The organism is Streptomyces sp. TOM-9, assembly GCF_056858595.1.
The window spans coordinates 7,485,028-7,500,895 of the sequence record NZ_JBXEQB010000001.1; the positions used below are offsets into that span (position 1 = coordinate 7,485,028).

5 protein-coding genes are annotated in these 15,868 nt (G+C 68.2%); 4 read left to right on the forward strand and 1 reads right to left on the reverse strand.

Features of this window, described 5'->3' with window-relative positions:
* Window positions 1-245: 245 nt before the first annotated feature.
* Entirely contained in the window at window positions 246-1,997 is a 1,752-nt protein-coding gene (gene oxc, locus AC1VWI_RS34665) for an oxalyl-CoA decarboxylase (RefSeq protein ID WP_499514966.1), read from the forward strand.
* 89 nt (window positions 1,998-2,086) lie between these two features.
* Window positions 2,087-3,343, forward strand: a complete 1,257-nt coding sequence (gene frc / locus AC1VWI_RS34670) for a formyl-CoA transferase (protein WP_499514967.1) — start codon at window positions 2,087-2,089, stop codon at window positions 3,341-3,343.
* 293 nt (window positions 3,344-3,636) lie between these two features.
* On the opposite strand, the gene AC1VWI_RS34675 is transcribed toward frc, so the two are convergent.
* On the reverse strand, window positions 3,637-6,825 hold the full coding sequence (locus AC1VWI_RS34675; RefSeq protein WP_499514968.1) for a DNRLRE domain-containing protein: 3,189 nt from the start codon (window positions 6,823-6,825) through the stop codon (window positions 3,637-3,639).
* 568 nt (window positions 6,826-7,393) lie between these two features.
* Between AC1VWI_RS34675 and AC1VWI_RS34680 the strand changes: the two genes are divergently transcribed.
* Together AC1VWI_RS34680 and AC1VWI_RS34685 are read left to right on the forward strand one after the other, a co-directional pair.
* The gene (locus AC1VWI_RS34680) at window positions 7,394-15,328 is read left to right on the forward strand and encodes a polymorphic toxin-type HINT domain-containing protein (protein ID WP_499516985.1); all 7,935 of its coding nucleotides are present in this window, start codon (window positions 7,394-7,396) and stop codon (window positions 15,326-15,328) included.
* 5 nt (window positions 15,329-15,333) lie between these two features.
* Complete coding sequence (locus AC1VWI_RS34685; protein ID WP_499514969.1) at window positions 15,334-15,834, forward strand: PM0498 family protein; 501 nt, start codon at window positions 15,334-15,336, stop codon at window positions 15,832-15,834.
* The last annotated feature ends 34 nt before the right edge of the window (window positions 15,835-15,868 follow it).

Genomic DNA, 15,868 nt, shown 5'->3' on the forward strand with positions numbered 1-15,868 from the left:
CGCGCCTGGAATGTCTGATGAACCGTCCCCAGCGAGACTGCGCGGGGCGCGGAGCACCCGTCCAATACGCACTGGCGAACGGTCGATAGCGGAGGTCTATCAACCCACCTCAACGCCCCTGTGGCGTGCGTCGATAAACGCCGTCTATCGGCTGGTCGCCGATAGGTCTTGGACGCGGGGGAGCGCGCTGCGGATGGTGAAGGGAGAAGCCGCACGCATGACCCGCCCAAGGAGGACCTCGGACCATGACCGCCCCCTCACCACTGGAGACAGCGGCGAACGCCGACGCACCGGCCGAGCTCACCGACGGGTACCACCTGGTCGTCGATGCGCTCAAGATGAACGACGTCGACACCATCTACGGGGTGGTCGGCATCCCGATCACGGATCTGGCCCGGCTCGCCCAGGCGCAGGGCATCCGTTACATCGGCTTCCGCCACGAGAGCAACGCGGGACACGCGGCGGCGGCGGCCGGCTACCTCACCAAGAAGCCGGGCATCTGCCTGACGGTGTCGGCGCCGGGCTTCCTCAACGGACTGGTGGCACTCGCCAACGCCACCACCAACTGCTTCCCGATGGTGCAGATCTCCGGCTCCAGCGAGCGCCACCTCGTCGACCTCAAGCAGGGCGACTACGAGGAGATGGACCAGCTCGCCGCCGCGCAGCCGTTCTGCAAGGCCGCGTACCGCATCAGCCGGGTCGAGGACATCGGCCGCGGCATCGCCCGCGCCCTGCGCACCGCCGTCTCCGGGCGCCCCGGCGGCGTCTACCTCGACATCCCCGCCGCGGTGCTCGGCTCCATCATGGACGCCGGGGAGGGCGCGAAGACGCTCAGCCGCCTCGTCGACCCGGCACCGCGCCAGCTGCCCGCCCCCGAGGCGGTGGACCGCGCGATCGAGCTGCTGGCCGGCGCGCAGCGGCCGCTGATCGTCCTCGGCAAGGGCGCGGCCTACGCGCAGGCGGACACGCAGATCCGCGAGTTCGTCGAGTCCACCGGCATCCCCTACGTGCCGATGTCGATGGCGAAGGGCCTGCTGCCCGACGACCACCCGCAGTCCGCGGCCACCGCCCGCTCGCTGGCGCTGAAGAAGGCCGACGTGGTGATGCTGGTCGGCGCCCGCCTGAACTGGCTGCTCAACCACGGCGAGGCACCGCAGTGGAACCCCGACGCGAAGTTCGTCCAGGTGGACATCGAGGCGAAGGAGATGGACAGCAACCAGCCCATCGCCGCGCCGCTCGTCGGTGACATCGAGTCGGTCGTCGAGGCCCTCATCGAGCGCAGCAAGCCGGGTCAGATCGCTGCCCCCGCCGCCTGGCGGGAGGAACTGGGGGCGCGCTCGGCGCAGAACGTCGCCAAGATGGCCGAGCGCCTCAAGGCCGACCCGCACCCGATGCAGTTCATGGGTGCCCTGAAGGCCGTACGCGACGTGATCCGCGAGCGCCCCGAGACGTACCTCGTCAACGAGGGCGCCAACGCCCTCGACATCGCGCGCAACGTCATCGACATGCACGTGCCGCGGCACCGCCTCGACAGCGGCACCTGGGGCGTCATGGGCATCGGCATGGGCTACGCGATCGCCGCCGCGGTCGAGAGCGGGGAGCCGGTCGTGGCCGTGGAGGGCGACAGCGCCTTCGGCTTCAGCGGCATGGAGATCGAGACGATCTGCCGCTACAAGCTGCCCGTCGTCACGGTCATCATGAACAACGGCGGTGTCTACCGCGGTGACGACGTCAACCCCTACGACGAGGCCCCGTCGCCGACGACGCTGATGTCCGCGGCCCGCCACGACGTGATGTTCGAGGCCTTCGGCGGCAAGGGCTACCGCGCGACCACCCCCGCCGAGGTCACCGCCGCCCTCACCGAGGCGCTCGCCTCGGGCGGGCCGGCCCTCATCGACTGCGTGATCGACCCCTCGGCGGGTACGGAGAGCGGCCACATCGCCCACCTCAACCCCAAGGGCATCACCGTCGGCAACATCGCGCCGGCCAAGAAGTGACCGCCCCGTAGGCGACGCACCGCACCCCGAAGCACCGTTCCCCAGCACCGCCCACCCGCGCACCGCGAACAGACAAGAAGGAAGCCACCATGAGTGAAAAGCCGCTCGCCGGGATCAAGGTGATCGACTTCACCGGGGTCCAGGCCGGCCCAGCGTGCACCCAGATGCTCGCCTGGTTCGGCGCCGACGTGATCAAGGTCGAGCGTCCCCAGGGCGGCGACGTGACCCGCAACCAGCTGCGGGACGACCCCGACCTCGACGCGCTGTACTTCACGATGCTCAACAGCAACAAGCGCTCGCTGGCCATCAACACCAAGACCCCCGAGGGCAAGGAGGTCATGGAGAAGCTGATCCGCGAGGCGGACATCCTGGTCGAGAACTTCGCGCCGGGCGCCATGGACCGCATGGGCCTGGGCTGGGACCACATCCACGAGCTCAACCCGCGCCTGATCTTCGGCTCGGTCAAGGGCTTCAACGACGACTCGTCCTGGAACGACCTCAAGGTCTACGAGAACGTCGCCCAGGCCGCCGGCGGCGCCGCGTCCACCACGGGCTTCTGGGACGGCCCGCCGACCATCAGCGGCTCGGCCCTCGGCGACAGCAACACCGGCATGCACCTGCTGATCGGCCTCCTGACGGCGATCATCCACCGCAACGCGACCGGTGTGGGCCAGAAGGTGTCGGTGTCCATGCAGGACGCCGTCCTCAACCTGACCCGCGTCAAGCTCCGCGACCAGCAGCGCCTGGAGAAGATCGGCTACCTGGAGGAGTACCCGCAGTACCCGAACGGCGAGTTCGGCGACGCGGTGCCCCGCGGCGGCAACGCCGGCGGCGGCGGCCAGCCGGGCTGGATCCTGAAGTGCAAGGGCTGGGAGACCGACCCCAACGCCTACATCTACTTCACGGTCCAGGAGCAGAACTGGAAGCGCACCGCCGAGGCCATCGGCCGGCCCGAGTGGGTCGACGACCCGGAGTACACGACCGCCAGGGCGCGGCAGCCGCACATCTTCGAGATCTTCGCGGAGATCGAGAAGTGGCTGGCCGACAAGACCAAGTACGAGGCGGTCGACATCCTGCGCAAGTGGGAGGTGCCCTGCGCGCCCGTCCTCAGCATGAAGGAGCTCGCCGAGGACCCGGACATGCGCAAGAGCGGCACGATCGTCGAGGTCGAGCAGAAGGGCCGCGGCACCTACCTGACGGTCGGCAGCCCCATCAAGTTCTCCAACTTCAAGCCCGAGATCAAGGGTGCCCCGCTGCTCGGCGAGCACGGCAGCGAGGTCCTCGCGGACCTGGGGTACGACGGGAACGACATCGCCAGGCTGCGGGAGGGCAAGATCATCGTCTGACCCGGACAGACCCACGGGTGCCCCGCGCGATCCGTGCGCGCGGGGCACCCGTGTCTGCGTACGGCGAAGCCCCCGTGCCGACATGGCGGGGGGCCTTTTCGCGTGTTGTCGGCCTTCACGACCCGGTCGGGGTCGTGAAGGCCGACGACGTCGCGCGGGGTGGGGTGCGGATGCCCACGCGGCCGAGCGGACCGACACCCCGCATCCGTCACCGCGCAGCACCCGGCCCCGCCGAGCGGAAGCTCGACGGGGCCGGGAACCCGTGAGGTACGGGCCGGGTCAGACGGGCCGGATCACCCGAAGACCAGCTTGTCGTTCCAGCCGGACCCGATGACGGTCTTCACCGGGGCATTCGTGTTGGTGGTGGACGGGTAGTAGATGGCCATGTGGCCGTCCGACACGAACCGGGCCCAGATGTCCGGGACGCCGTCGTTGTTGATGTCCGGTATGCCGATCGCCGCGTTGACGTTGGCCTCGGTCCAGCTGGTGCCGAACGCAACGTCACCGTTGAGCGAGTTGCCCGCCAGCATCAGGGAGTTGAGGTCGACACTGCCGGTGACGGAGCCGGGCTTGCCGTGCCGGACGTACATGTTGCCGTTGTCCAGGTTGCGCCAGAGCAGGTCGGGCGTGCCGTCCTTGTTCATGTCGGCCAGGTTGACGATGTCGCGGCGGGCCCAGGCGTCGGCGTTCATCAGGGTCGCGGTCCGGAAGGTGGCGCCGCTGTAGCCGGAGAGCACCCAGAACCCGATGTCGGTCCGCAGGACGAGGTCGGGCAGCTTGTCGCCGGTGATGTCGCCGATGGCCTTGAGCTGGGTCCAGGTGGACGGCGCGGGCGAGTTCGACGGGAGGCGGATCTTCAGCCGCTGGCCGACGTCGAACGAGCCGTAACCGTCGCCCGGGTAGAGCCAGAACGTGCCGTCGGGGTTGACGGCGAAGAGGTCCGTGGTGCCGTCGCCCGGATAGGCGTCCTGGTAGTGCGCGATGAGGGCGGCCTTGCCGGTCGTCGCGTTGTACCAGTGACCGGCCGGGTTCAGCGCGGGCTTGCCGCCTGCGCCCATGGTGTACGACGAGGTCAGCTGGCCGTACAGCTCGCCGCCCGGCTGGCCCGGATACGTCCGCAGAACCCCGGTGTTGTCGATGACGAGCAGGTCGGCGGTCCCGTCGCCGCCGGTGTCACCCGGGGCGTCGGCGTTGTCCCTCGGCGGGACGTAGGTCGTGTAGTCCGTCCGCGCGCTCGCGTTGCCGAGGCTGTCGTAGGCGTAGACCTGGAGCGTGTTGGGGCCGGCGTTCAGCGGCCGCAGGTCGGGGACGGTGGCGAGGCCGTTGGCGTCGGCGTTGACCGAGACCGCGCCGACCCCGCCCCACGCGTAGGTGAACCTCGCGGCCCCCGGCGATTCGAAGGTGATCGGTCCGGTCAGGCCGAACTTCACCGTCGCCCATGTGGTGCCGTCCGGAGTGATTCTGGGGAACACGTCGCTGGTGACGACCGGCTGGGACGGTCCGCTCGGGTCCACCGTGATGCGGCAGGGCTCGGTGCCCGGCGGGTAGACGGTGGACGTCGCACCCGCCGAGTCCTTGCCCATGGCGTCCCACGAGAAGGTCGTGTTGGTGGTGATGTCCTTCAGCAGCGGATCGCTGGACGGGATGGTGTAGGTGGCGGTGCCGCCGGAGGCGCCGATCGTGATCTCGACACCGGCCGGGACGGTTCCGCCGGTCTTCCAGAACCGGAAGCGGACCTTGCTCATGTTGTTGTCGGGGTCCTTGGCGGTCACCGACAGGGTGATGTTGGTCTTGCCGACCGTCACGCCCGCGCCGGGGCCGGGTGTGCAGGGGCCGCCGGGCTTCGAGGTACCGGCGGTGGGCTCGGACGGGTTGCGGTTGTAGACGGCCTCGATGGTCGCGGAGGTCGCCTTGAACTTGCGCCAGGTCTGGGTGTCGGACTCGCTCGTGGCCCGCATGCCCAGGGTGACGGTCGAATCGCCCCTGTCGGTGGCGTACTGGGCGGCGTCCTTGACGTTGAAGGCCTCGTACTCGTCCGGGCAGGAGGACGACGACCAGCCGTGCGCGAAGGACTTGCGCTGGATCTCGTCGGACCAGCTCGGCTGCGCGTTCCACGTCGTGCCGGACGAGATCGCGCCGGTGCGCCACAGCTGGAACTCGCGGTCCGTGCAGGACCAGGAGTGGTTGTTGAGCACCTTGAAGGTCGCGCTGGTGATCTCCGCGCCCTTGATGGACTTGTTCCAGTCCATGCGCCAGAAGGAGCGGGCGGTGCCGCCGGTGTCGGACTCGTGGCCCACGCGGGCGTCGGAGGTGCCGGAGGAGAAGTTGGTGCCGTTGAAGAAGCTGGTGCTCGGGTACGGCTTGTAGGCCACCGTCCACGCGTCCCAGCCGGGGTTCAGCGGCGGGTCGACGAACAGCGGGTACGTGACGCCCTCGCGCGCCGCGAGACCGGAGGCGGCGAAGCCGAGGCCGAGCCGGGCGGTGTGGGTGTTCTCGCCGTCCAGAGTGATCGGCAGCGGCGCGGACTGCGCGCCGGGCTCGATGCCGGTCAGGCCCGACAGCTTCAGCACGTCGGCCGGGGTGGCGACGGACGTGTGGTGCGCGGTGCCCTCGGGCAGCTCGGGGTCACGGCCGCTGGAGTCCCACGCGAACGGCGTCGGGATCGTGCCGACCTCCTTGCCGGCCTTGTCCAGGACCTGGACCCGGCTGGCCTTGCGGTCCTGCCGGAACACGGCCGTGGCGGAGCGCAGGCCGTACGAGACCGTCTTGAGCGCTTCCTGCCGCGCGGCCTCGGCGGTCTTGACGATCAGGACCTGTGCCATTCCGCCCTCCTCGCGGGCGACGAGCAGCAGGTCGACGCCCGGGAGGACCTCGGAGTACAGGGCGCGCGGCCCGTCGAGGACAGGCTCGGGCAGCACGCCCGGCCAGGTGTACGCGACGGTGTGGCCGTCGAGTTCGACCTCGGCGAGCACCGTCTCACCCGGCGTCTGCGTGCGGGCGTACGAGCGGTCGGCGCGCTTCTTCCCGGCATCGCCGCTCGCGAAGCGGACGGGAACGGCCGGGTTCGCGGGTGCGATGCCAAGGCCTTTGGGGGCCTTGGCCGTTCGCTTCAGGGTGTTGTCGACCGGGGCCCACTCGCCCTTGGCGTTCTTGGCCCGGGTCGGTGCGGCCGTGATCCGGGACTTGAAGCGGCCGTTGGGCAGCGCCCAGGTCAGCGTGGTGGCGCTGGTCGCCGTGTCGACGAGTACCTGCTTGTGGGTGCGCAAAGCCTGGGCCATCGCGGTGGCCTCGTCGCGCGGGCCGGTGGAGGCAGGGGTGGCGTTGGTGATGCCGCCGCCGGAGGTGGTCGGGGAAGGAGGGCCGCCGGGCTGCCACCACGGCAGCAGGGCGGCGGTCAGGGCGGCCAGCACGAGGCCGAGGGTCAGTGACAGCCGCGTGCGCGTGCGCACGAATGGGCTGAGGAAGCGAGGCGGCGCGGTCACGGCGGTCTACTCCCGTGGGAACCAAGCGGATTGAGGACAGCACAGACAGCCCCGGTCGGCACGCCGCGGGGCAGAAGGCGGGCACACCATCACACATGTGAAGTCTTTGCGTCCACGGGTGAAGACTTTATGAACCCGTTACATGGGCGTGGAACGGGCTTGACCGGCTGTTAACTGAGTCCGGTTCACGGCTTTTCTGTGGCCGCATTGGTGGTGATTACAGCAATTCCACCATCCTTCTGATTGGCCGTTACTGGAGCGGTCTGCTCGGTTACGCCCCGTGTCGCAGATCACTTTTCGCGGGCTTTTGCCGCCCCTCGCCGATCTTGCATCTGCGGCGGACATGACAGAAGGTGCACACGCATGCGCCTGAGCCAGGGGTGTGCCTTTTGGTGTTTGCGCACCTCGTCCGTTGTCTGAATTGCCAGGGTGGGAGTCGACGCGTATGCGTGCTTCAGGTCGGCTGTCATGGCTGGGGCGGGGACGCCCAGCCATGACGGAGTCACAACGATGGCGCCGGCGGCGAAGCCGCACGGGGGTCGTCCTTCTGTTGTCCTCGACACTGACCATGACCAGCCTGGGCAGTGAGGCGCTCGCCGTTCCCGGGCCCGGCATGAACCGCGAGAAGTCGATCGCCGAGGTCGACCTCCCGGATCTGCCGGAGGCCACCGAGGTCGAGGGCGACGAGCTGGCCGACAAGACCCTGACCCTCGCACCGGAGAACCCGGTCACCTCGTACACGCCCACCGCCACCGCGGCGTGGGCCTCCGGCACCGGTCAGGCCACGCTCGACGCGACCAGCGAGCCCGGCACCACCGAGCCGGTCAGCAACGACCTTCCCGTCGCCATCGGCGTCCCCGAGGGCGGTGACGCCGCCGCCCTCGCCGGCGACTGGACCGTGGGCGTGGCCCCGCAGACCACCTCGCAGGACGCGGGCGTCTCGGGCATCATCATGAAGCTCACCCCGCCGGCCACCGTCGACCCGGCCGCCGAAGTGGCGATCAGCATCGACACCGCGGGCTTCGCCGACCTCTACGGACCGCAGGCCGTCGAGCGCTTCGGTCTGATGCTGCTGCCCGAGTGCGTGTACTCCTCGCCGACCGAGGGCGACTGCGCCGAGGACGGCGGTACGAGCACGATGTCCCTCTCCGACGGGGACAAGAACGTCAAGAACGGCAAGAAGAACTTCCAGCGCCTGCGCAGCACGGTGACGACCGTGCCCGCCAAGGACGCGCCGACCAACGCCAAGACGGCGAAGAACGCCCCCACCCACAAGATCCTCAGCGGCACCATCCCGGTCTCCAGCCTCGTCGACGAGGGCTTCGTCCCCACCGGGGCGACCAAGGCCTCCTACCGGGAGGGCGTCCAGCCCGCGGTCTCCGCCAACGGCGGCGCCGCCGTCGGTGGCCTCGACACCGGCTCGTCGGCGACCGGTGACTTCACGGCCTCGCCGCTGCTGTCCTCCGGCTCCTGGTCGTCCGGCTCCTCCTCGGGCGCCTTCACCTACTCGTACGACATCCAGGTCCCGGAGACCGCCGGCGGCCTGATGCCGAAGGTCAACCTGGCGTACTCCTCGCAGTCCGTCGACGGCCGCACGTCCTCGACGAACAACCAGGCCTCCTGGATCGGCGACGGCTGGGACTACAACGCGGGTTCCATCACCCGCACGTACGCCAACTGCCGCCAGGACTCAAAGAAGGCCGGCTCCAACAACGCCACCCACCGCACCGCGGACCTGTGCTGGGGCTCGGAGAACGCCACCCTCTCCCTCGGCGGCATGACCACCGAGCTGGTCTGGGACAAGACCGAGGGCAAGTGGTTCACGGCCAACGGCGACGGCTCCACCGTCCAGGTGATCAAGGGCGAGGCCACCGGCAACGGCGCCAAGGACGGTGAGTACTGGGTCGTCACCACCAAGGACGGCACGAAGTACCACTTCGGCAAGAACAAGCTCCCGGGCTGGTCGGACCACGGCACCGCCGCCGACGACCCGACCACCGACTCGGTGCTGACGGTCCCGGTCTACGGCAACCACTCGGGCGAGGACTGCTACAAGGGCCCCACGACCACCGACTGGACGAACTCCTGGTGCACGCAGGGCTGGCGCTGGGGCCTCGACTACATCGAGGACGTCCACGGCAACGCCATGTCGCTGTGGTGGAAGAAGGACGCCCCGAACTACTACGCCCGCAACTTCAACTTCAAGGCCCCGGTCCCCTACGACCGTGACGGCTGGCTCGACCACATCTACTACGGCCAGCGCAACAACAACATCTTCACGGCCGAGGCCCCGGCCCGGGTCGGCTTCACGGTGGCGGAGCGCTGCTACACCGTCGACGACGTCACCTGCTCCGAAGCCAACTTCACCTCGAAGGACCCGCGCAACTACCGGCCCTGGTTCGACACCCCGGCCGACCTGCGCTGCGAGGCCGGCAAGAAGTGCTGGAACGCCGGTCCGTCCTTCTGGACCCGCAAGCGCCTCGACAAGATCACGACCTCGGCCCAGCGGCTCACCACCACCACGGCCCGCCAGGTCGTTGACGAGTACCAGCTCAAGCAGAGCTTCGCCAGGCTGGTGACCGGCCCGAACACGGCCCTGTGGCTGGAGTCGGTCCAGCGCACCGGCTACGCCCGCAAGGGTTCCACCGACGCGAGCGTGAAGCTCAACACGGTGCGGTTCGAGCCCAACGCCGAGGACATGCCGAACCGCGTCAAGACGGTCCACCCGTCGCGCCCCGGCTTCTCCCGGCTGCGCATCGGCCGCGTCGTCAACGAGTACGGCGGCGAGACCATCGTCACGTACAAGCCGATCGAGGGCGACTGCCTCTCCGGCAACCTGCCCGTGCTCGACCAGCAGCCCGGCGAGGACAGGGCCACGGCCATGGCCAGGCTGCAGGCCCAGCTCAAGGTGAACGACCGGCTCTGCTACCCGTCGTTCTGGAACCCCGACCCCGAGGTCGAGGACGTCGACTGGTTCCACAAGTACGTGGTGGACACCGTCGAGGAACTGCCGAACATCGACGGCAACTTCACCACCAGGACGGAGTACCGGTACAAGAACCCGGCCTGGAAGCTCGCCGAGGCCGAGTTCACCAAGAAGTCCCAGCGCACCTACTCGCAGTTCGCGGGCGTCGAGCAGACCACGGTCCTGACGGGTCCGGTCGTCGAGGACACCCCGGACACCGTCAACCAGCGCTCCAAGTCCGTCACCCGCTTCTTCCGGGGTCTCGGCGACACCGTGTCCGTCAAGGACATCACCGGCGCCGAGATCGCCAAGGACCGGGAGCCGTTCGCCGGCCGGATCGCCGAGGAGATCACGTACACCGACTCCACCAAGGCCGACTCCGACTGGCTGTCCCGCTCGATCACCAAGCCCGAGGCCACCGAGCTCGCCAAGCGCGACCGCGACGACGGCCTGAGCCCGCTGCGGGCCTGGCGGGTCACGGAGCCCGAGGAGATCGCGTACACCAGGTCGTCAGGCACCAACACCGACGACCCGCGCACGCTGCGCACGGTCAAGACGAACACGACGTACGACGCGACCTACGGTCTGCCGATCCTGGTGGAGTCCCTGGGCGACGCCGACTCCACCAAGACCGGTGACGAGTCCTGCACCAAGCTGGAGTACCTGCACCGGACCGACAAGAACCTCATCGGTCTGTCCAAGCAGGTCCTGGTCTCGCCGACGACCTGCGCGAACGCCGACTGGGCCGACCTGGGCTCGCTGAGCAACGCCACCCGCACGGCCTACGACGGCACGGCCTACGGCACCGCGCTCGGCTCCTCGACCCGTGGCCTGGCCACTGAGGCGTGGACGCTCAACGGCGCCGGCACCGGCTTCCAGACCACCGGCAAGACGGAGTTCGACTCTGTCGGACGCGTGATCAAGCAGACTCCGGCGGATCAGCTGACCCAGCAGACCCCGAAGTCCGCCACGATCGCCTACGACTCCATAGGACCGGCCACGGGCCAGGTCTTCAAGGTCACCACGACCAACGTCCTCGGGCACAGCCAGATCCAGGAACTGGAGCCGGGCCGTTCGGTCACCGTCAAGACGACCGACGCCAACAACCAAGTCAGCGAGGCCGTGTACGACCCGCTGGGCCGGCTCGCCGAGGCCTGGGCCCCGGGACGTACGCCCGGCAACGGCGTGGCGGACTTCCGCGCGGTCTACACGATCCCGGCGGAGGAGACCGACCCCACCGACGCCAACATAAAGATCCGCAAGCCTCCGTACGTCACCACGTACGCGCGTGGCTACGAGGACCGGATCGAGACCTCCGTCACCCTCTACGACGGCCTCGGCCGAGAGCGGCAGACGCAGGAGGAGGCCGACAACGACGCCGGCTGGCTGATCACCGACACCCTGTACAACAACTCCGGCGAGGTCTACCAGACCAACAACGCCTACCTGACCCAGGAGGCGAAGCCGGGCGAGCTCTTCAGCCCGCTCGCCGACACGGCCGTCCCCAACATCACGCGCTACACCTACGACGGTCTCGGCCGCGTGCTGAAGGAGACGCCGTACCTCAAGTGGATCGACCCGGACACCAAGGAGTCCTTCTCCAAGGCGTACGAGGATCGGGCCGTCCGCTACGAGTACGGCGAGGACTGGTCGAAGGTCATCCAGCCGGAGGGCGACTCGTCCTACCGCGTCTGGACCGACGCGACCGGCCGTACCGTCCGGACGGACACCTTCAACCCGGCGGCCCCGGGCGGGTTCACGTCGACGCGCTACCAGTACGACGTGCACGGCCAGGTCAAGAAGGCGACCGCTTCGGCGGACGAGACGCACCCGTGGTCGTGGACGTACAACCACAACGGTCAGATGGAGACGGCGACCGACCCTGATTCGGGCACGGCCCGTACGACGTACGACGCTTTCGGCCGGCTTCAGACAGCCACGAACGACCGAGGCGTCAAGGTCTGGAACAGCTACGACGAGCTATCGCGGCCGAAGCAGCAGCGCCTCAACGACGCCGCCGGAACTCTGCTCTCAGAGTTCACGTACGACTCCGCCACGGGCGGCAAGGGCATGCCCGCCACCGCCACCCGCTACACCGACGGCCTCGCGTACACGCAGACGGTCAACGGCTACACGAAGGACTACCAGCCGACCTCGACCACACTGTCCCTGCCGCAGTCCATCGTCGACACCTGGGGTCTGAAGAAGGAATACAGGTACGACTACACGTACAACAGCAACGGCATGCTGGACGAGTCCACCGTTCCGGCGGTGGGCAACTTCGAGGCGGAGAAGCTGGTCGTCCGCTACAACAAGGACGGCAAGCCGCTCTCGATCTCCGGCAAGGACTGGTACGGCTCCGAGACGGCCTACGACGCCTACGGCCAGGTGCTCCGCTCCACGCTCGGTGCCCAGCCGTACCGCGTGTGGACGCAAAGCTCGTTCGACGAGGGCAGCGGCGAGCTCACGGAGCAGTCGGTCTACCGTGAGAAGACGGACGACAAGGCCGTCGTCGGCGGAAACCTGGTGTCCAACCGGGCGTACACCTACGACCCGGCCGGTAACGTCACGTCGATCCAGGAGAAGTCCGACGGGATCGCGGAGCGCCAGTGCTTCGTCTACGACCCGCTGGGCCAGCTGAAGTCGGCCTGGACCGCCAAGGACCAGACGACCTGCGTCAACCCGAGGAACCCGGACGGCTCGCTCAACAAGAACGCGGACGGCACGCTCCGGGTCGCCGCGGGCGCGGACGGCTCCGGCTACTGGCAGGAGTACGAGTACGACCTGCTCGGCAACCGCACCAAGCTGACCGAGAACGACCTCGCCGGTGACACCACCAAGAACGCCGTCAGCACGTACGCGTACGGCAAGAACGCCGCCAAGGACCAGCCGCACACGCTGACCAAGGTGTCGAAGACCTACAAGACCCCCGCGGGTGCGCAGGTCACGGCCGAGGCCACGCGTCTGTACGAGCTGACCGGCGAGACGAAGTCGGTCACCTCGGTCCAGAACGGTGACAAGCAGGACTTGACCTGGACCTACGACGGCCAGGTCGACCGGATCACCGGCCAGGGCTCGGGCGGCAAGACCTCGTACGTGGGTCTCGGGCAGAAGTGCCTCGACCTCAAGGGCGGTCTTCCGTCGGCCAACCAGGTGATCCAGCTCTACTCCTGCAACTCCTCGGGGGCGCAGAAGTTCAAGTTCACCGCCACGCCGGGGCAGACCAACTCCAACCGGGGCACGCTCTCGACGCAGGACACCTGGTGCCTCCAGCCCGCTGCGGCGTCGGTGGGGTCCGCGGTCCAGATCCGCAAGTGCGACGGTTCCGCCCTGCAGGAGCTGCAACGCAACGCCGTCGGGCAGCTCATGCTGGCCGGCACTCCAAGCCTGTGCCTCGCGGTCCAGGGCGCCGTCAACGCCAACTCGACCCCGGTCGTGCTGGCGACGTGTGACGGTTCCTCCGCGGCGCAGCTGTGGGAGCCGCAGAACGACACCCGTCACATCTACGGCCCCGACGGGTCCCGCCTGCTCACCATCCAGGGCAAGCAGGCCACGCTGCACCTGGGCGAGGCCGAGGTCACCGTCCAGAAGGGCGGTGTCCTGGTCAGCTCCCAGCGCACCTACTCGGCGCCCGGCGGCGCGGTCATGCGCTACGCCTACGGCACCGGCGCGGACGTCCTGGTCGCCCAGACCACGGACCACCAGGGCAGCGCCTACACGGAGGTCGTCCTCAGCGGCACCATGAAGGTGCGCATCCGCAAGCAGGACCCGTTCGGCAACGAGCGCGGAAGCGCCGGTGCCGGCCTGCAGAACCACAAGGGGTTCCTGGGCCAGACCACGGACGACGCTTCTGGCTACCAGCCGCTCGGCGTCCGTCTGTACGACCCGGTGGTCGGACGCTTCCTGTCACTCGACCCGGTGCTCGACCTGAATGACCCACTGCAGTCCAACGGGTACGCGTACGCGCAGAACAACCCGGTCACGTACTCCGACCCGAGCGGTGAGTCGATCGTCCTGACCGCTTCGGAGAAGGCCGCGGCCCTCGCCGGCGCGGGTCTGTCCGCGGCGCAGGTCGCGCAGGCGCAGTCGATGCAGGGCAGGTCCCTCACCTCCGTCATCCTGGCGGTCGCGTGGGAGACGCTGAAGGACTTCATCGGTATCAACGACGCCATAGCCTGCTTCGGCGGCGACATGTGGTCCTGCGTCAGCATCGCGATCGACGCCATCCCCTGGGCCAAGCTCGGGAAGATCCCGGCCGTGATCAAGGCGGTCAACCGCACCATCGACGCCATCAAGGCGTTCAAGGTCGCGAAGCGGGCCGCCGAGGCGGTGCTCAAGGCGGCCAAGGCCGCCGAGTCGGCCGCGCTACGGGCCAAGAAGCTGGCCATCGAGAAGGCGAAGAAGGAGGCCGCGCAAAGGGCCAAGAAGAAGGCCGCCGAGGCCGCAAAGAGAAGAGCCGACGCAGCGGCCGCCGCGAAGCGGAAGACGGGCAACCCCGCTCAGAAGCAGTCCCAGGCCAAGGCCGCACCCAAGTCCTCCTCGCACTCCAGCGGAGGCAAGGGCGGCGGCGGCAAGTCCGGCGGCGGCGGTGGCGGCGGCAAGTCCGGCGGCTCCTCCCGTAGCAACGGTGGTACGAGCGGCAGCGGCGGCTCCGGCAAGGCCGGGGAGGGCGGAACCTGCAACAGCTTCGTGCCGGGCACGAAGGTGCTGATGGCCGACGGCTCCACCAAGGCGATCGAGAAGATCAAGGTGGGCGACAAGGTCGTCTCGACCGATCCCGAGTCCGGGGAGACCCGGATCGAGACGGTCACCGCCGAGATCAAGGGCCAGGGCCTCAAGCACCTGGTCAAGGTCAGCATCGACATCGACGGCAAGCACGGCACCAAGACGGCCCAGGTCACCGCGACCGACGGCCATCCCTTCTGGGTCGCCGAGCTCGGTGAATGGATCAAGGCCACCGACCTGAAGTCGGGCCAGTGGCTGCGGACCAGCGCCGGCACGTACGTCCAGATCACGTCGATCGAGCGCTGGACGGTCCAGCAGGCCGCCGTCAACAACCTGACGGTCTCCGACCTCCACACGTACTATGTGCTCGCGGGTGCCGCACCGATTTTGGTGCACAACTGCGGGGACGGTCAGCGTGAAGGTTATACCTCCTCGCCGTTCAATCCGGCTGACCCGTACAGCCCGGAGTCGGTGAACGCGCGTATCGCGGGCAATGACTCGCTGTACCCGGACGCTATTCGCCCCGAACCTGCCCAGGGTACGGGTATGATCGGCGAGAATGGCACCCAGATTACGAGCCAGACCGCTTGGAATGTAGGGCCGCATCGGATCGACGTGGAGAATCCGAACCCCGGCGTGCGCCCTGGTCAGATGCACTTCCAGGACGTAAGTAACCCGACGGTAAAGTACCAGTGGGACTTTGAAAATGGAGGCTTCACGGGCCTTCCTCCGCGACTGGCGCGCCAGCTGGCCTCGAATAGGGGTTTCCAGGCGGGCATTAAGAAGGGTTTGAACTGGTTGGGAGAGTCATGATTCGCATGAACGAGCGCATGAGGAGCCGGCTTTCCTCGTCGCCGCTACAGCTGGCGAACTGGGATGATGTTCCTGAGTCGCTGCACGAGTTGATCCAGCGAGGCTGGACCGTTGATGAAACGGGTGCCTATCTGCTGAAGGCTCTACTCGGCGGATACAACGGGTCGAGATCGAGTTTTACAGATCTGACTGGGTATGAGGCCTCGGTTAACGGCTTGGGTGTTCCCGACTGGGATATTGCGCCGGTGGCTGGTGCAGAGGAGCGCCTGCTTCGGCGAGCCGTTTCCTATGCCTGCTTTGCGCTTCACGCGGCACGCGATATCAAAGGTTCGGGCGCGCTGGAGGCAGTCGTATCGGCATCCGAATCATTGATGGACGATGCGAAGCTGACTGCGCGAGTTACATTCGTTCTTGACCGCTCCGACGAGCCCGCCTTGGTTGGTGATGTGGAGGCTGGCCAGAATGAACATATTTTGATCTTCTCGATGGAGGATATCCCTCTGTAGGGAAGCGCCCGGATTGCGCATGAGGCCCCCGCCG

Bases quoted from the DNA above. Each gene is read 5' to 3' on its own strand.
- AC1VWI_RS34680 (WP_499516985.1), top strand. From the start codon at position 7,394: ATGACCAGCCTGGGCAGTGAGGCGCTCGCCGTTCCCGGGCCCGGCATG.
- frc (WP_499514967.1), top strand. From the start codon at position 2,087: ATGAGTGAAAAGCCGCTCGCCGGGATCAAGGTGATCGACTTCACCGGG.
- AC1VWI_RS34685 (WP_499514969.1), top strand. From the start codon at position 15,334: ATGAACGAGCGCATGAGGAGCCGGCTTTCCTCGTCGCCGCTACAGCTG.
- oxc (WP_499514966.1), top strand. From the start codon at position 246: ATGACCGCCCCCTCACCACTGGAGACAGCGGCGAACGCCGACGCACCG.